General features: G+C 70.9%; 16 protein-coding genes. 9 read left to right on the top strand and 7 right to left on the bottom strand.

What is annotated here, in order from left to right; genetic code table 11:
• Nucleotides 1-2: 2 nt before the first annotated feature.
• Both OHS58_RS01455 and OHS58_RS01450 read left to right on the top strand, forming a co-directional pair.
• Entirely contained in the window at nucleotides 3-1,640 is a 1,638-nt protein-coding gene (locus tag OHS58_RS01455) for a PucR family transcriptional regulator (protein ID WP_328646884.1), read from the top strand.
• Between the two features lie 58 nt (nucleotides 1,641-1,698).
• Nucleotides 1,699-2,031 carry an SSI family serine proteinase inhibitor gene (locus tag OHS58_RS01450; protein WP_328649758.1) on the top strand — a complete coding sequence of 111 codons (333 nt, stop codon included), beginning with the start codon at nucleotides 1,699-1,701 and terminating at the stop codon, nucleotides 2,029-2,031.
• A gap of 115 nt (nucleotides 2,032-2,146) precedes the next feature.
• Here the strand turns inward: OHS58_RS01450 and OHS58_RS01445 are convergent, their stop codons facing one another.
• The 3 genes from OHS58_RS01445 to OHS58_RS01435 form a co-directional block, all read right to left on the bottom strand.
• Nucleotides 2,147-3,637, bottom strand: coding sequence for a DUF4153 domain-containing protein (locus OHS58_RS01445; protein ID WP_328646883.1), 1,491 nt, complete (start codon nucleotides 3,635-3,637; stop codon nucleotides 2,147-2,149).
• Nucleotides 3,638-4,093: 456 nt separating this feature from the next.
• The gene (locus OHS58_RS01440; protein WP_328646882.1) at nucleotides 4,094-5,113 is read right to left on the bottom strand and encodes a HAMP domain-containing sensor histidine kinase; all 1,020 of its coding nucleotides are present in this window, start codon (nucleotides 5,111-5,113) and stop codon (nucleotides 4,094-4,096) included.
• Nucleotides 5,110-5,802, bottom strand: coding sequence for a response regulator transcription factor (locus OHS58_RS01435; protein WP_247055097.1), 693 nt, complete (start codon nucleotides 5,800-5,802; stop codon nucleotides 5,110-5,112). Before OHS58_RS01435 ends, OHS58_RS01440 begins: the two co-directional genes overlap by 4 nt.
• Nucleotides 5,803-6,049: 247 nt before the next feature.
• On the opposite strand from OHS58_RS01435, the gene OHS58_RS01430 reads away from it, so the two are divergent.
• The 6 genes from OHS58_RS01430 to OHS58_RS01405 all read left to right on the top strand — a co-directional run bounded on the left by OHS58_RS01430 (nucleotide 6,050) and on the right by OHS58_RS01405 (nucleotide 13,653).
• Nucleotides 6,050-7,603 (top strand): NCS1 family nucleobase:cation symporter-1, encoded by a 1,554-nt coding sequence (locus OHS58_RS01430; protein ID WP_326943287.1) that lies wholly within the window; start codon nucleotides 6,050-6,052, stop codon nucleotides 7,601-7,603.
• A gap of 10 nt (nucleotides 7,604-7,613) precedes the next feature.
• Nucleotides 7,614-8,396, top strand: a complete 783-nt coding sequence (locus OHS58_RS01425) for a nitrilase-related carbon-nitrogen hydrolase (protein WP_247064487.1) — start codon at nucleotides 7,614-7,616, stop codon at nucleotides 8,394-8,396.
• Nucleotides 8,396-9,778, top strand: coding sequence for a dihydropyrimidinase (hydA, locus tag OHS58_RS01420; protein ID WP_326959492.1), 1,383 nt, complete (start codon nucleotides 8,396-8,398; stop codon nucleotides 9,776-9,778). Before OHS58_RS01425 ends, hydA begins: the two co-directional genes overlap by 1 nt.
• 9 nt (nucleotides 9,779-9,787) lie before the next feature.
• The gene (locus tag OHS58_RS01415) at nucleotides 9,788-10,786 is read left to right on the top strand and encodes a TIGR03842 family LLM class F420-dependent oxidoreductase (protein ID WP_326959490.1); all 999 of its coding nucleotides are present in this window, start codon (nucleotides 9,788-9,790) and stop codon (nucleotides 10,784-10,786) included.
• 142 nt (nucleotides 10,787-10,928) lie between these two features.
• Nucleotides 10,929-12,383, top strand: a complete 1,455-nt coding sequence (locus tag OHS58_RS01410; RefSeq protein ID WP_328646881.1) for an alpha/beta hydrolase — start codon at nucleotides 10,929-10,931, stop codon at nucleotides 12,381-12,383.
• 118 nt (nucleotides 12,384-12,501) lie between these two features.
• A complete protein-coding gene (locus tag OHS58_RS01405) occupies nucleotides 12,502-13,653 on the top strand; it encodes a type I restriction endonuclease (RefSeq protein ID WP_328646880.1) in 1,152 nt (383 codons plus the stop codon).
• Here the strand turns inward: OHS58_RS01405 and OHS58_RS01400 are convergent.
• From OHS58_RS01400 to OHS58_RS01385, 4 genes are all read right to left on the bottom strand, one after another.
• Complete coding sequence (locus tag OHS58_RS01400) at nucleotides 13,635-14,861, bottom strand: serine hydrolase domain-containing protein (RefSeq protein WP_328646879.1); 1,227 nt, start codon at nucleotides 14,859-14,861, stop codon at nucleotides 13,635-13,637. The genes OHS58_RS01405 and OHS58_RS01400 overlap by 19 nt on opposite strands.
• A gap of 9 nt (nucleotides 14,862-14,870) precedes the next feature.
• The gene (locus tag OHS58_RS01395) at nucleotides 14,871-15,683 is read right to left on the bottom strand and encodes a siderophore-interacting protein (protein WP_328646878.1); all 813 of its coding nucleotides are present in this window, start codon (nucleotides 15,681-15,683) and stop codon (nucleotides 14,871-14,873) included.
• A 67-nt stretch (nucleotides 15,684-15,750) separates the two neighbouring features.
• Nucleotides 15,751-16,080: a hypothetical protein gene (locus OHS58_RS01390; RefSeq protein WP_328649757.1), complete on the bottom strand. Its 330-nt coding sequence runs from the start codon at nucleotides 16,078-16,080 to the stop codon at nucleotides 15,751-15,753.
• Nucleotides 16,081-16,082: 2 nt separating this feature from the next.
• On the bottom strand, nucleotides 16,083-16,499 hold the full coding sequence (locus OHS58_RS01385) for an SgcJ/EcaC family oxidoreductase (RefSeq protein WP_328646877.1): 417 nt from the start codon (nucleotides 16,497-16,499) through the stop codon (nucleotides 16,083-16,085).
• Nucleotides 16,500-16,609: 110 nt separating this feature from the next.
• Here OHS58_RS01385 and OHS58_RS01380 point away from each other — a divergent pair, with 110 nt between their 5' ends.
• On the top strand, nucleotides 16,610-17,317 hold the full coding sequence (locus tag OHS58_RS01380; RefSeq protein ID WP_326943296.1) for a TetR/AcrR family transcriptional regulator: 708 nt from the start codon (nucleotides 16,610-16,612) through the stop codon (nucleotides 17,315-17,317).
• The last annotated feature ends 3 nt before the right edge of the window (nucleotides 17,318-17,320 follow it).

Raw genomic sequence — 17,320 nt, 5'->3', positions numbered from 1 at the left:
CCGTGTACCCGACCGTGGCCGACGTGCTCGCGCTGCCGGTGCTGCGCCAGGGCCGGCCGCACGTCGTCGCGGGCGCCGCCGGGCTGGACGCGCCCGTGCGCTGGGCGCACGTGGCCGAGGTCGCCGACATCGCGCACCTGCTGCGCGGCGGCGAGCTGGTGCTGACGACCGGCGTCGCGCTGCCCGACGACGGCCCGTCGCTGGCCCGCTACGTCGCCGACCTGGCCGGCGTCGGCGCCGCCGGCGTGGTGATCGAGCTGGTCCGGCACTGGAGCGACAAGCTGCCCGCGGCCCTGGTCGAGGCCGCCGACGCGCACGGGTTTCCGCTGGTCACGCTGTCGCGTGAGACGCGGTTCGTGAGCGTCACCGAAGCCGTCAACGGCCAGATCGTCGACGCCCAGGTCGCCGAGCTGCGCGCGGCCGAGCGGGTGCACGAGACGTTCACCGCGCTGACCGTCGCGGGCGCCGAACCCGGCGTCGTGCTGGGCGAGGTCGCGCGGCTCACCGAGCAGCCGGTGGTGCTGGAGACGCTCTCGCACGAGGTGCTGGCCTACGACGCGGCCGGCACCGACCCGGCCGAGCTGCTCACCGGCTGGCCCGCGCGGTCCCGGGTGGTCCAGGTCGGCGAGCGCACCGGCTACCACGCGAACGCGGGCTGGCTGGTCACGATCGTCGGCGCGCGCGGCCACGACTGGGCGCGGCTGATCGTCGTGTGCGCCGACCAGCCGCCGCACCGCCACCGCGTGGTCGCCGAACGCGCCGCGTCCGCGCTCGCCGTGCACCGGCTGGTCGCCAAGGACTCCGACGGCCTGGAGCGCCAGGCCCACCGCGCGGTGCTCGCCGAGCTGCTGGCCTCGCCCGCGCCGTCGGCGGAGCTGCTGGCCCGGGCGTCCGCGCTGGCCGTGCCGCTGACCGGGCGGCAGCTGGTCGGGCTCGCGGTGCGGCCGCGGTTCACCGGCACCGGGCGGCCGGCGTTGTCGACGCCGCCGGTGCTGCGCGAGCTGGCCGAGGCGACGGCGCTGGCCGCGCGCCGCGCGAAGGTGTCGGCGCTGGTGGCGACCGACGACATCGGGGTGCGGGCGCTGATCGCGCTGTCCCCGGAGGCGAACGCCGACGCGGTGCTGCAGCGGCTCGCCACCGACGTCCACGAGGCGCGCAGCAGCGCCCCGGGGGTGCTCGCGGTCGGCACCACGGTGCTCTCGCCCGCCGAAGCGAGCCGGACGCTGCTGGAAGCCGGGCAGGTCGCGGCCGCCGCCCTGGGCGCCGGCGAGGAGCGGGTGCTGCACCGGCTGTCCGACGTCCGGCTGCGCGGCCTGCTGCACCTGCTCGCCGGGGACGAGCGGGTGACGGCGTTCGCGACCCGTGAGCTGGGGCCGTTGCTGCACCGCGACGCCGCGTCCGGCAGCCGGCTCGTGCAGGCGCTGCGGCACTACTGCGAGCAGGGCGGCAACAAGTCCGCGGCGGCCGCGGCCGCGCACACTTCGCGGACGGCGTACTACCAGCAGCTCGCCCGGATCGAGCAGGTCCTCGGCGTCCGGCTGGAGGAGCCGGAGTCGATGCTCTCGCTCTACGTCGCGCTGCTGGCGGTGGACCTCACCCGGCCGAGCGAAGAAGACTCACCCGGACGTGCAGCACAGTGATCACCTTCGGCCTGCCGATGAGACCGATATGGCCCTCCTCCCGTTCGCTGCCTGCCTGATGAGCCTGAGCTGTCTCGCGCCCGCGCAGCCGCCGGCGTCGACGTTGCAGCTGACCAGCCACGACACCGCCGACCGGATCGGCTCGGTCGTGCTGACCTGCGACCCGACCGGCGGCACGCACCCGAAGCGCGGGAAGGCGTGCGACGTCCTCGAAGGCGTGAACGGCGACTTCGCCCGCATCCGCGGCCGGCACCAGGCGTGCACGCTGATCTACGCCCCGGTCGACATCACGGTGGTCGGCACCTGGCGCGGCAAGCCGGTGTCGTTCCGCACGACCTACGCCAACCGGTGCGAGGCCGTCCGCGACTCCGACGACGTCTTCGCCTTCTGAGCGGGTTTCATCGGTTTTCATCGGGTTTCGCGCGCGGGAGCCGCCGGGCCGCCCCCACGACGGCCCGGTGGCTCCCGCTCGACCTCATGGACCACGCACGAACGCGCCGTTCGGTTCAGCCGCACCGGCCGAGGGTGACCTCGCGCGCCGTGGAGCGGCTGAGGTTCCAGGCGGGCCAGCCGTCCGGCGTGTCGTCGGCGAGGATCCGCCGCAGCACGCAGGTGCGCACCGGCTCGGGCAGCCGCGCCGAGACGACCGGGACGACGTCTGCGGAGAACTCCTCGAGATAGCTGTGGTCCAGGGGCTTTCCGGCGGCGGCGCGGTCGAGGTTGGCGTCGGCGATGAGCCGTTCCGGATCGAGGAGGGCGAGCGTCAGCAGCGCCGCGGCGGCGGTGCCGATGGCCGCGCGGGGCAGCCACGTCGAGCGCAGCTTGACCAGCGAAGCGATCACCAGCACGAAAACCGCGCCGAACCACAGCTCGCAGACTTCGACCAGCAGCCGCAACACCGTGAAGCCGTAGGCCTCCTGGTAGGTCCACATGCGACTCAACGCGGACCCGACGAGCACCAGGCTGAGCCCGCTGAGCGCCCCGAGCAGGACACGCTGGCGGAGCCGGTCGGCCCGGGTGACGTCCGGCGCCCAGCGCAGCGCGGCGGCGACGATGGCGAGCGTCAGCACCGTCACCGCGCAGAGCTGCCAGAAGCCGCCGCGGGCGTATTCGGCCGCGGTCAGGCCGCTGGTGCGCAGGACGTACTCGGTGCCACCGAAGAGCGTGACCAGCCGGACCGCGACGAAGACGCTGAAGAGCAGCACGAGAACAACGAGCGGGACTGTCCATTCCAGACCGTACTTGCTCCGGTGTGGACGGTCGACGGTCGCCCGAGGCGGTGGCGCGGCGAGGAAGTAGCAGGCCCCGGCGACGACCGACGCGGCGACGACGAAGACGAGACACCACCGCGCGACGGTCGCGACGCTGAGGTCGGGGATCATCGCGCGGACGAGCGCGGCGAAGGCGGCGTCGGCACTGGCGAGCAGCGGCACGAAGACGGCGACGAGCACCGCGGCGGCCAGCACGGCGAGCGCGATCCGCCGGGCCACACCGTCGCGGCGGGCGGTGAACTTCCCGATCCCGCGGCCGGCCCACGGAACCGCCCGCAGCGCTTCGAGCGGGACGGCGAGCACGTCGTAGAGAACGCTGTGGACGGTCCGCTTCCCCACCAGTGCCAACGATCCACTGACGACGGCCCCCAGCACGCAGAGGACGAACAGCCACCCGGACGCCCGGATCGCCCCCATGCTCAGCAACGCGAGGGAAAGTGCGGCCCACCCGGCGTTGCGCCAGGTGAAGGTCCCGTCTCGGCCGTCCCGAGCCCGCCGATCGGCGACGACGACGGCTCCGACGACGGCGATCCCGGTGAGCAGCCACCCGATCCCGGGCCGCCAAACGGGCAACACCAGCGCGGCGACGACCCCAGCCACCCCGGCGGCCGGCAACACGGCCGGAGGCAGTGGCACCACAACGGACTTGGGCGGCGGCAGCGGCCGCATCAACACCGGCGGCGCGGCCACGGCGACCCCACCACCCGCACCCGCCCCAGCGCTCATCCCTGGTTCCGGCCCCACGGCAGCACCAAATCCCGGCCCACCACCGGCCACTGCACCCGGCCGCGCGCCGCCACTCCCCGCAGCGCCTACGCCACCCGCCGCTCCCGCAGCCGACCCCGGCCCACTGCCCATCTCTGGCTCGCGCCCCACAGCCGCACCAAGTTCCGGCCCGCCACCGGCCGCTGCACCACCCCGCCGTGCGCCGCCCCTCCCCGCCGCGGTCGCGTCAACCCGCGCGGCCGAACCGGCCGAACCCTCCGGCGCCTCCGCCGTCCGAGGCCCGGCCGAGCGCTTACCCCTCGGCACACCGCCGCCACCGACACTGGACTTGGGCATCTCGCCTGCTTTCTCGCGTACTCGCGTTCACGTTCGCAAATGTCAAGTGCCGCTGTGCTCGCGTTCTCGTGAGTGGCAATGAGGGTTCTAACCCGCATTACCACTCACGACCCCCGGCACTCAGGCCGTCGGGAGGGTCACCCGGATCCGGCCGCCGGTTCCCGCCGATGGCTCCACCACGCCTATCGACCCGCCGTGCAGCTCCACCGCCCACCGGGCGATCGCCAGCCCCAGGCCCGTGCCGCCGCCGGTCGGGCGCTCGCCGCGCGTGAAGCGCTCGAAGACCCGCGTGCGGTCCGCCGGGGCGATGCCCGGGCCTTCGTCGCACACGTCGATGTGCACCTCGCCCACCCGCGTCTCCGCGAGGATCCGCACCACGCCGCCCGCGGGGCCGTGGCGGGCCGCGTTCTCCAGTAAGTTCGCGACCACCTGGAACAGCCGGCCGCGGTCCGCCGTCACCACCGCTTCCGGCGGCGTCACCGCCACCTCGAACCGCACCCCACGGCCCGCGAAGGCCGCTTCGCCGACGACGTCCGACAACAACCCGGCCAGCGGGAACGACGTCTTGTGCAGCGGGATCGCCCCCGCGTCCAGCCGCGACAGGTCCAGCAGCTCGTCGACCAGCGTCGCCAGCCGCTCGGTCTGCTGCAGCGCCGTCTTCAACGTCGCCGGGTCCGGGTCCTCGACGCCGTCGACGAGGTTCTCGAGCACCCCGCTCAACGCCGTGATCGGCGTCCGCAGCTCGTGGGACACGTTCGCCACCAGCTCGCGGCGCTGCCGGTCCGCGTCGCCGAGGTCGCCCGCCATCTGGCTGAACGCCTGCGCCAGCTCGCCCACCTCGTCGCGCGTGGTGGCGCGGATGCGACGCGTGTAGTCGCCCTTCGCCATCTCCCGCGCGGCCGCCGTCATCTCGCGCAGCGGCCGGGTCATCCCGTGCGCCAGCACCTGCGAGAGCACCAGGGCCAGCACCATCGCGGTGATCGTCGTCTTCGGCGGCAGCCAGCCGATCTGCCAGTTGAAGAACGCGAACGCGACCCCGCCGGACGCGAGCATCAGGATCGCCAGCTTCAGCTTGATCGACCGGACGCGGTCGAGCGGCCGCGGCAGCAGCTCGGCCACCGTCACGATGACGCGCTTCACGATCCCGCCTCCAGCGCGTAGCCGACGCCGTGCACGGTGCGGATCAGGTCCGCGCCGAGCTTCCGCCGGAGGGCCTTGATGTGGCTGTCCACCGCCCGCGTCCCCGCGGACGTGCCGTGCACGTCCCACGCCCACACCTCCGAGAGCAGCCGTTCCCGCGGCTGCACCACCCGCGGCCGCCGCGCGAAGTGCACCAGCAGGTCGAACTCGATCGGCGTCAGCTGCGCCGCCACCCCGGCCCGGGCGACGCGCCGCTGGTCGACGTCGATCTCGAGGTCGCCCAGCACGATCCGCGCACCGTGCGCGGACGAGGACCGCTCGACGCGTCGCAGCAGCGCGTGCACGCGGGCGGTCAGGACCCGCATCGAGAACGGCTTCGTGAGGTAGTCGTCGGCGCCGACGCCGAGCCCGACCAGCATGTCCGTCTCGTCGGCGCGCGCGGTCAGCATGAGCACCGGCACCGGCCGCCGCCCCTGGATCCGGCGGCAGACCTCCAGGCCGTCGAAGCCCGGGAGCATCACGTCCAGCACCACCAGGTCCGGCTCGAGCGACGCTTCGGCCTCGACGGCGGCCGGCCCGTCGTGGGCGACGTCCACGGTGAACCCTTCGGCCCGCAGCCGGGCCGCGATCGACGCGGCGATCGTGACGTCGTCCTCGACGACCAGCACGCGCCGTCCACCCAGTTCCATAGGGGCGACTTTAAGCACCGGAGGTGGAGACGGTCGGCGCGAACTGTGGAGATCTTGTGGAGACGCGAACCGGCAGGTCACGGGGCCTGCGTGTTGCGAGGAGGTTGCGTGAGGACTACGGCGTGATGTGTGACGTACGTCATGCATTGCCACGACGTGAACGCAATCGACAGTCTGCGTTCCGACGCGGCGAAGAGTGAACAGTCTGCCAATGCCACCCGCGCGCACCGGCGCGGAAGATTCCGCAATGGCGCCGACACCCGCAGACCAGCGCGTGCACGAGGACGGCCGGGTCGAGCTCGAACCCGGTGACGTCCGGTCTCTCGAAGGCAGCCGGTTCTTCAACGACGAACTGGCCCCCGTCCCCGTCGAAAAGCGAACCTGGACCACCTACAACTACTTCGCGCTCTGGATGGGGATGGCCCACAACATCCCCAGCTACGCACTGGCCGCGTCGCTGATCGCCCTCGGCATGAACTGGGTGCAGGCGCTCATCACCATCACCATCGGCAACCTGGTCGTGCTGGCGCCGATGCTGCTCAACAGCCACGCCGGCACGAAGTACGGCATCCCGTTCCCGGTGTTCGCCCGCGCCTTCTACGGCATGCGCGGCGCCAACCTGGCCGCGCTGCTGCGGGCGTTCATCGCGTGCGGCTGGTTCGGCATCCAGACCTGGGTCGGCGGCGAGGCCATCTACGTCATCCTCGGGCGCCTGCTCGGCTCGTGGTGGCGGGACGCGCCGGAGATCGCCGGGCAGCACTGGACGCTCTGGCTGTCCTTCGTGGTCTTCTGGATCGGCCAGATGCTGATCATCTGGCGCGGCATGGACGCGGTCCGCCGGTTCGAGAACTGGACGGCGCCGCTGGTGTCGGTCGGCTTCCTGATCATGCTCGGCTACGTGCTGGTCAAGGCGGGCGGGCTCGGCCCGATCCTGGCCGACGGCGGCAAGCTCGGCTGGGGCCCGGACTTCTGGAAGGTGTTCGCGCCGTCCCTGATGGCGATGATCGCGTTCTGGTCGACGCTCTCGCTGAACATGCCCGACTTCACGCGCTTCGGTGGCAGCCAGCGCAAGCAGGTCCGCGGCCAGATCCTCGGCCTGCCGACGACGATGACGTTCATCGCGATCGTCGCCATCCTGACCACGTCGGGCGGGCACGTGCTCTACGGCGAGGACATCTGGGACCCGGCGCAGCTGGCCGACAAGTTCACCAGCCCGGTCGTGGTCGTCGTCGCGCTGGTCGCGCTGGTGCTCGCGACGATCTCGGCGAACCTCGCGGCCAACGTCGTCAGCCCGTCCTACGACTTCTCCAACGCCTTCCCGAAGAAGATCACCTTCGCGATCGGCGGCGGGATCACCGGCGTCATCGGCATCCTGATCCAGCCGTGGCGCCTCTACTCCGACCCGAACATCTACATCTTCGCGTGGCTCGGCTTCTACGGCGGCCTGCTCGGCGCGGTCGCCGGCGTGCTGGTGGCCGGGTACTGGGTGATCGCCCGCACGAAGCTCAAGCTGAAGGACCTCTACACACCCGATGGGGTGTATTGGTTCAGCGGCGGCTGGAACTGGCGCGCACTGGTCGCGACGCTGGTCGGAGCCGTTCTTTCGGTCGGTGGTGCGTATGGCGGGCCGTTCCCCGACAGCGGGCTCATCCCGTTCCTCAAGCCGCTTTACGACTACAACTGGGTGGTCGGCTTCGTCTCGGCGTTTGTCGTCTTCGCCGCCCTGTCCGCATCATCGAACAAGGAGGAAGCCAGTGAGCGTGGTCCGAGCCGCATTGATCCAGCAGCGGTGGACGGGTGACAAGGAGTCCATGATCAAGGCGGCGGTGGACCACATCGCCTCCGCCGCCTCGCAGGGCGCCCAGGTCGTCTGCCTGCAGGAACTGTTCTACGGCCCCTACTTCTGCCAGGTGCAGGACACCGAGTTCTACTCCTACACCGAGGGCATCCCGGACGGGCCGACGACCAAGCTCATGCAGGAGGTCGCCGCGCGCCACGGCGTGGTGCTGATCGTGCCGATGTACGAGGTCGAGCAGCCCGGCGTGTACTACAACACCGCCGCGGTGATCGACGCCGACGGCACGTACCTCGGCAAGCACCGCAAGAACCACATCCCGCAGGTCAAGGGGTTCTGGGAGAAGTTCTACTTCCGGCCCGGCAACCTGGGCTACCCGGTGTTCGACACCGCCGTGGGCCGCATCGGCGTCTACATCTGCTACGAGCGGCACTTCCCGGAGGGCTGGCGCGCGCTGGGCCTGGCGGGCGCGAAGATCGTGTTCAACCCGTCGGCGACCAGCCGCGGCCTGTCGCAGTACCTGTGGAAGCTGGAGCAGCCGGCGGCCGCGGTGGCGAACGAGTACTTCGTCGGCGCGATCAACCGCGTCGGCGTGGAACCCCTGGGCGAGAACGACTTCTACGGCCAGACGTACTTCGCCGACCCGCGCGGCCAGCTGATCGGCGACGCCGCGTCCGACACCGACGACGAGGTCGTCATCCGCGACCTCGACATGACCCTGGTCGACGAGGTCCGGGACCTGTGGGCGTTCTACCGCGACCGCCGGCCGGACACCTACGGCCCCCTCACGGAGGCCTGATGACCACGCTCATCAAGGGCGGTCAGGTCGTCTCGCCGTCGGGCGCTCTGCCGGCGGACGTGCTGGTCGACGGCGAGACCATCGCCGCCGTCGGCGCGCCCGGCACGCTGTCCGGCGACGAGACGATCGACGCCACCGGCAAGTACGTGCTGCCCGGCGGGATCGACGCGCACACGCACATGGAGATGCCGTTCGGCGGCACGCACTCGGTCGACACGTTCGCCACCGGCACCACGGCGGCGGCCTGGGGCGGCACGACGACGATCATCGACTTCGCCGTGCAGGCCAAGGGCACGTCGCTGCTGTCCACGATGGACAAGTGGCACACCAAGGCCGACGGCAACTGCGCGATCGACTACGGCTTCCACATGATCGTCTCCGACGTCAACGACCAGTCGCTGAAGGAGATGGAAGCCTGCGTCGACGCCGGGGTCGGCAGCTTCAAGATGTTCATGGCCTACCCGGGCGTGTTCTACTCGACCGACGGCGAAATCCTGCTGGCCATGCAGAAAGCGCGTGAAATCGGCGCCACGATCATGATGCACGCCGAGAACGGCATCGCGATCGACCAGCTGGCCGCGCAGGCGGTGGCCGCCGGGAAGACCGACCCGGTGCAGCACGGCCTGACCCGGCCGCCGGAGCTGGAGGGCGAGGCGACGTCACGGGCGATCCAGCTCGCGAAGGTCACCGGCTCGCCGCTCTACATCGTGCACCTCTCGGCGTCGCAAGCGCTTGCGGCTGTGGCGGAAGCACGCAACGAGGGGCAGAACGTCTTCGCCGAGACGTGCCCGCAGTACCTCTACCTGTCCATCGAGGACCTGGCGAAGCCGGACTTCGAGGGCGCGAAGTACGTCGCTTCGCCGCCGCTGCGGGAGAAGTCGCACCAGGCCGACCTGTGGCGCGGGTTGCGGACGAACGACCTGTCCGTGGTGTCGACCGACCACTGCCCGTTCTGCTTCAAGGATCAGAAGGAGCTGGGCCGCGGCGACTTCCGGGCGATCCCGAACGGCATGCCCGGCGTCGAGCACCGGATGGACCTGCTGCACCAGGGCGTCGTCGCGGGTGAGCTGACGCTCGGGCGCTGGGTCGAGACGTGCTCGGCGACGCCGGCGCGGATGTTCGGGCTGTACCCGCGCAAGGGCGTGATCGCCGCGGGTTCGGACGCCGACATCGTCGTCTACGACCCGACGGCGACGCAGACGCTGTCGGCCGAGACGCACCACATGAACGTCGACTACTCGGCGTACGAAGGGTTCGAGCTGACCGGTCGTGTGCACACGGTGCTGTCCCGCGGGCGGGTTGTCGTGTCGCCGGACGGGTTCACCGGGTCGACGTCGCACGGCAAGTTCCTGTCCCGCTCGCTGAACCAGTACCTGAACTAGGAGCGGTCCATGGACTTCGGGATCGTGCTGCAGACGGACCCGCCCGCGCGGGACGTCGTGCGGCTGATGAAGGACGCCGAGGACGCCGGGTTCCGCTACGGCTGGACGTTCGACTCCTGCGTGCTGTGGCAGGAGCCGTTCGTCATCTACTCGGCGATCCTGGCCGCGACGTCGTCGCTGGTGGTCGGGCCGATGGTGACCAGCCCGGGCACCCGCGACTGGTCGGTGATGGCGTCGACGTTCGCCACGCTCAACGACATGTACGGCAACCGGACGGTCTGCGGCATCGGCCGCGGCGACTCCGCGCACCGGGTCGTCGGGAAGCCACCGTCCACTTTGGCCACCGTGCGCGACTGCATGCACGTGGTCAAGGAGCTCGCCGAAGGGCGGGCCGTCGAGATGAACGACACGACCGTGCAGATCCCGTGGATCCGCAACGGCCGGCTGGAAATGTGGATGGCCGGCTACGGGCCGAAGGCGCTGAAGACGGTCGGCGAGCACGCCGACGGCTTCATCCTGCAGTGCGCGGACCCGGCGATCGCGCGCTGGACGATCGGCGCGGTGCGGGACGCGGCGCGCGCCGCCGGGCGTGACCCGGGCGGCATCACGATCTGCGTCGCGGCCCCGGCGTACGTCGGCGACGACCTGGCGCACCAGCGCGAGCAGCTGCGCTGGTTCGGCGGGATGGTCGGCAACCACGTCGCCGATCTCGTCGCGCGCTACGGCTCGTCGGGTGCGGTGCCGAAGGAGCTGACCGACTACATCCGCGAGCGGGAGGGGTACGACTACAGCCACCACGGCAAGGCGGGCAACCCGTCGACGGAGTTCGTCCCGGACGAGATCGTCGACCGCTTCTGCCTGCTGGGCCCGCCTTCGGCGCACGTTTCCCGCCTGCAGGAGCTGGCGGAGCTGGGCGTCGACCAGTTCTCGCTGTACCTGATGCACGACGACCGCGAGTCGACCCTCGCGTCCTACGGGTCGCAGATCATCCCGAAGCTGACCGCCTGAAAGCCGTGAAGGCCTCCTTACCGGCTCTTATGGCCGCGAAGGAGGCCTTCACGGCTTTCGGCGTTCGTAGGGCTTGCCCCACCCCGGTTCCGGGGGTGCGCACCAGCGCGCCCCCGGTCCCGGCGGCGGGACGATCGGGCCCATGAAATCTCCGAAACTCCGTGCTGCGCTGGCTCTGGGGGCCGCCACGCTCGCGGTGGGCGCACTCGCGCCCGCGGCAGAGGCGAGCCCCGCCGGAATCGTCTGGGAAACCTGCCCCACCGGCTCGCCGGGCGGGTACGACTGCGGGCGCCTCGACGTCCCACTGTCCTATCAGGACCCTTCGGCCGGGACGGTGTCGGTGGCGATCGGCCGTCTGCCCGCCACCGACCAGGCCCACAAGCTGGGCACGATCTTCTACAACCCCGGCGGCCCCGGCTCGTCCGGCCGGTTCGCCCCGGCGTTGACGCCTTTCCTGCACACCCGCTACGACATCGTCGGGATCGACCCGCGCGGCGTCGGGGCGAGTGCGAAGATCCACTGCTTCACGGACCCGTCGCAGATCCAGGTGCTGCAACGCGCCCTCGGGACGTTCCCGTTGACGCCGGCCGCCGAGCAGCAGCAGATCGCGGACACCCGGACCGTGACCGACCTGTGCGAGCAGAACGCCGGGCCGCTGGCGAACCACCTGTCCACCGGCACGATCGCCCGCGACCTGGACCGGCTGCGCGCCGCGTTCGGCGAGCCGAAGCTGCGCTACTACGGGAAGTCGTACGGCACGTACATCGGCGAGACGTACGCGAACCTGTTCCCCGGCCGCGTCGGCACGCTGGCCCTGGACGCCGTCGACGACCCGTCGCGCTGGGCGACCGGCGCGGGCCCGATGAGCTACCGCCTGGCGGGCTACGTCGACGGCCCGCGGGCGCTCCAGTCCTTTTTGGACGCCTGCGCCGCGCGCTGCACCTTCGACTACCCCGCCATCCTCGACCGCTTGGCGACCGGCCCGATCACGGTGACGGACACCAACGGTCGCCAGGTCGCCGTCACGTACCAGAGCGCGATCGCCCAGATCCACAACTACCTGACGGACGCCCAGGCGGCCCCGCAGCTGGCGGCGTTCCTCACCGCGCTGGCAGACCCATCGTCGCTCGCCCCGGCGTCCGCCGGCGGCCCCCCGGACGTCGATTCGATGCTGGGCGGCGGCGCAACCCTGTGCTCGGACGCGGCGAACCCGCATGACCCGGCGGTCTGGGCGGGATACGCCCGCGCGGCCGACCGAGTCGGCCGCGGCTTCGGCCCGTACGACGTCTACAAGACCCTGCCGTGCGCGAGCTGGGAAGTCACGGATACAGGCCGCTACTCCGGCCCGTGGAACCGCCCGACGGCCCCGATCCTCCTGCTGGCCAACAAGCAGGGCGACCTGGAAACCCCGTACGACGGCGCCCAGCGCACGGAGAAGCTGCTGGCCAACGCCCGCTTGCTGACCCTGGACACGTACGGCCACGGTTCCCGCGGCAAGAGCGCGTGTGTCGACAAGTCGCTGGACACGTATTTCCTGACGGGCGCCGTCCCGGCGCGAGGCGCGGTCTGCGCCCCGGACCAAGGCCCGTTCGGCTGACGCCGGTCGTGAGTGAGAAACAGTGTTAGAACACTGTTTCTCACTCACGACCTGTAACAGACCGGATGGCCGCGGCGACTCTGGCGCTTGATCAGTTCCCGCAGAGATCGGCACCGGCATGGACATCGCGGAGCGCGCGCAAGCACTCGCCCTGAAGATCCGCAAGCACAAGGACGGCATCGAGACCGAAGAGGCGACCAAGAACGCCTTCGTGATGCCGTTCATCAGCACCGTGCTCGGCTACGACGTGTTCAACCCGGCCGAGGTGATCCCCGAGTTCACCGCCGACGTGGGCACCAAGCGGGGCGAGAAGATCGACTACGCGATCGTGCACAACGGGCAGGTGCAGGTCCTCGTCGAGGCGAAGAAGATCAACGACCCGCTCAAGATCGAGCACGCGTCACAGCTCTTCCGCTACTTCGCCGTCACGAACGCGCGGATCGCCGTGCTGACCAACGGGCAGGTCTACCAGTTCTACACCGACCTCGACGCGCCGAACCGGATGGACGCCAAGCCGTTCCTGGTGATGGACTTCTCGGACATCGACGAGACTCTCCTGCCCGAACTGGCGAAGCTCACGAAGGAGGACTTCGACCTTGACTCGGTCATCAGCGCGGCCGGCGAGCTGAAGTACATCGGGCAGCTCAAGCGCATCCTCGCGGCTCAGTTCAAGGAGCCGGAGGACGAGTGGGTGAAGTTCCTGACGACGCGGGTCTACGAAGGGGCGTTCACCCAGCGCGTGCGCGAGCAGTTCGGCCCGCTGGTGAGCAAGGCGACCCGCCAGTTCCTGAACGAGCAGGTCAACGACCGGCTGAAGAACGCCCTCGGCGGGCCCGACGCCTACGTCAGCGTCTCCACGGGAGCCGGCACCGACACCACCCCGCAACCCGAACCCGCGGTCGCCGAGAGCCCCGACCGGGAGGACGACCTCGTCACCACCGAGGAAGAGCTGGAGGGCTACCGGGTCGTCCGCGCCATCGTCTGCGGCGAGGTGCCGGCCGCGAGGATCGCCGCCCGCGACACCAAGACCTACTTCGGCGTGCTGCTCGACGACAACAACCGCAAGCCGATCGCGCGGCTGTGGTTCAACCGCTCGAAGAAGTACCTCGGCGTCTTCGACGAGAACAAGGCCGAGACCCGGATCCCGATCACGAGCGTCGAGGAGATCTACACCCACGCCGACCACCTGCGACGAACGGTGGCGCGGTACGTGGCCGCACCCCCGATCGCCGCCGACGTCGTCGAGGAACCTCAGTCCACGAGTGCTTGATAGACCAGCTGCCGCAGCTGGGGCCGTAGCCGGTAGGTGCTCGACGGCAGCAGCTGCGTGTAGAAGCCCACCGTGATGTCCGCGGCCGGGTCCACCCAGAACGCGGTGGAAGCCGCGCCGCCCCAGGCGAACTCGCCGGCCGACGAGATCGTCCGGGCCTTCACCGGGTCCTCCAGCACCGAGAACCCGAGGCCGAAACCGTGGCCGTCGAACGGCATTTCCGCGAACAACGGGCGACCGTACGCCTCCAGGTCCACGTGGCCGGGCAGGTGGTTGCTCGACATCAGCGACACCGTCCGCGGGGACAGCAACCGGACGTCGTCGAGAACTCCGCCACGCAGCAGCATTTCGGAGAAACGCCAGTAGTCCGGCGCCGACGACACCAGGCCGCCGCCGCCCGAGAGGCACGAGGGGCGGGACGTGCCCAGTGCTCCGAACGCGTCGTTCCGCAAGATCCCGCCAGAAGGGTCCGGCAGGTACATCGCCGCCAGGCGGTCGGTGTCGGTGGTGAAGAAACCCGTGTCCGTCATGCCCAGCGGGCCGAAGATGCGGGAGGCGAAGAACTCGTCCAGCGACTGACCGGACACCACCTCGACGACGCGGCCGAGGACGTCCGTCGCGATCGAGTAGTTCCACTCCGCGCCCGGCTGGAACAGCAGCGGCAGCTTCGCCCACTGCTCGGAACACGCGGCCAGGTCCAGACCCGGCGGGGTGCCCCACTCGAAGCCGGCCGCGCGGTAGATCGCGTCCACCGGGTGGCCGTGGTGGAAGCCGTACGTCAAGCCCGCCGTGTGCGTCAGCAGGTGCCACACCCGGATCGGGGCCGTGGCGGGCTCGGTCAGCGGCTTCAGCGCCGATCCCTTGACGAACACCCGCGGCGACGCGAACTCCGGCAGCCACTGCGAGATCGGGTCGTCAAGCTCCAGGAGACCCTCTTCGGCGAGGATCATCGCGGCGACCGACGTGATCGGCTTGGTCATCGAGAAGATCCGCCACAGCGTGTCCGGCTCGACCGGCAGCCCGGCCTCCACGTCACGATGGCCGCCGCTGCCGACGTGCACGACCTTGCCGTGCCTGCTCACCACCGCGAGCCAGCCGGGCAACCGTCCATTGTCGACATACCGGGCGAAGTGGTCGTCGATCCGCTTCAGCCGCACCGCGTCGAACCCGGCCTCGGCCGGGTCGACGTCTACCTTCAGCTCACCCATGCAGCGAGGTTACTTCTCCCGCGCGCGCTCGGCCGCTTTCTCTTCACGCCAGGCTTCGTCGTCCTTGCCGACGCGCCAGTAGCCGGAGATCGACAGCAGCTCGCGCCGCACGCCCCGCTCGTCGAGCAGGTACCGGCGCAAGTCGCGGACGAAACCCGCCTCACCGTGCACGAACGCCTGCACGACGCCCTCACGCCACGGCAGCGCCTTCACCGCCGCGGTGACGTCACCACCCGAAGCGCGGTGCAGCCAGGTGATCTGCGCGTCCGCCTTCGTGACCAGCGCCTGCTCTTCGCTCGCGTCCTCGACCAGGATGACGGCGTGCGCCGGGACGCCGGCCGGGAGCGCCTCGAGCGACGCCGCGATGGCCGGCAGCGCGCTCTCGTCGCCGGCCAGCAGGTGCCAGCCGGCGTCGGCGCCCGGCGCGTACGCGCCACCCGGGCCGGACAGCAGCAGCTCGTCACCGGGCTGCGCCGAGGCCGCCCACGGGCCGGCGATGCCTTCGTCACCGTGGTGCACGAAGTCGAAGACCAGCTCGCCGGCCTGCGGGTCGAACGCCCGGACCGTGTAGGACCGCATCCGCGGCCACTGCTCGCGCGGGAGCGTGGCCCGGATCTCCTGGACGTCGAACGGCTCCGGGTACACGACGCCGGGCACCTTGAACAGGACCTTCACGTAGGCGTCTGTGAAGGCGTTGGGCGCGAAGCCGGCGATGCCGTCCCCGCCCGCGACGATCCGGATCATGTGCGGGGTGAGCCGCTCGGTGCGCAGCACGCGCAGCTTCACCGCGGGCCGTCCGGACCGCCGGGGTGCTTCGGCCATCGGCCAACTCCTCGCTCAGGTACTAAGGCTTACCTAAGTCACCCTACGCGCCGGATCGCGCCCCCGGCTACTCCGGCCCGCCCAGCTCCCGCAGCAACCCGGCGAATCCGGCAGCCACCTTTTCGCGGTACCCCAGGAAGAACCGGTTGGCCAGCGGCACGCCCCACCGGCCCCACTCGGCCGCGTTGACCACCCGGTGCTCGACCCGGCTGCCGGCCGGATCGGCGGTCACGCGGTACTCGCCGCGGTACCACCAGCCCCCCTGCACGGCGACGAAACCGCGGTCCGCGTCGACGTCCATGCGCATCGGGTGACCGCCCGCGGTCAGCCACCCGCGCAGCCGCTCGAACACCTCGTCCGGCGGCCGCGGCACCACCCCGGCCGCCTCCGCAAGCATTTTCACCCGCGCGGATCCGAGACGCGGGTGTTCTGGAACGCCGTGATCAGCCATTCGCCGTCCTCCCGGACCAGCGCGAAACCGACGGTGGATTCGCGGCCGGCGTCGGCGGTCTCGCCGCCGGCGAGCGAGGAGCCGCCGCCCACCACGGCGATGGCGACGTCCGGGCGAATGAACCGCACCTTGGTCTCGGCGCCGAGGTTCCCGGTCAGCTTCGAGCCCTTCAACGGCCCTTCGAAGAGCGCGCGGTGCCCGCTCTCGATCGCGGCCCGGCCGGGCATGTTCAGCCCGAAGAAGGTGATGTAGTCCGCGTCTTCGGTGAAGAGCCGGCCGTACGCGGTGGCGTCGCCGTCGTTCCAGGCCTGCGTGAGCCGGTCGAGCACGGCGCGGACGTCGGCTTCGGCGGTGGTCGTGGTCATGAGAGATCCCCTTCGCGAACGCTGTTCGTGTTACGAACACCGTTCTACATACGAACGACGTTCGCGTCAAGTACAGTGTTCGTTACGTTCGTGAACCCCGGAGGTGCTCGTTGACCGTTCCCCCGCCGCCGTGGCGCCGCGCCCCGCGCCGCCGCGCCGCGAAACCCGCGCTCTCGCAGGAGCTCGTCGTCAAGACGGCGCTGGAGATCCTGGCGAAGGAGGGTTTCGACGCGGTGACGATGCGCCGGGTCGCGCAGGAGCTGGAGACGGGACCCGCGTCGCTCTACGCGCACGTGTCGAACAAGGACGAGCTGGCGGAGCTGATGCTCGACGCCGTCCTGGGCGACCTGCCGCTGCCGGAGCCCGACCCGGCCCGCTGGGACGAGCAGGTGAAGGAGCTGGTCGGGGCGCAGATCCGGGCGATGGTCGCGCACCCGGGCATCGCGCGGGTGGCGTGGAACATCGCCGTGCCGGTCAACCCCAGCTCACTGCACCAGGGCGAGGCGATGCTCGCGCTGCTGCGCGCGGGCGGGCTCGACCTCAAGCAGGCGAGCTTCGCGGGCGACGCGCTTTCGCTCTACGCCAAGGCGTACGCCTACGAAGCGAGCGGCTGGACGTGGGGCGAGATCGACGCCGACGACGTCTCCGAGCGCGGGAAGCAGATGCTCGCCTACATGCGGTCGCTGCCCGCCGAGGCGTTCCCGAACATGCTGCTCATGGGCGAGTTCTTCACCGAGGAGACCGCGGCCGAGCGGCTGGAGTTCGCGCTCGACGTGTTCCTGGCCGGCGTGAAGGTGGTCGCGGCCAGGAACACGTGAGCG

The organism is Amycolatopsis sp. NBC_00348, from assembly GCF_036114655.1.
In the GTDB taxonomy this organism is placed as follows: Bacteria; Actinomycetota; Actinomycetes; order Mycobacteriales; family Pseudonocardiaceae; genus Amycolatopsis.
This window is presented reverse-complemented; position numbering and strand designations above follow the sequence as displayed.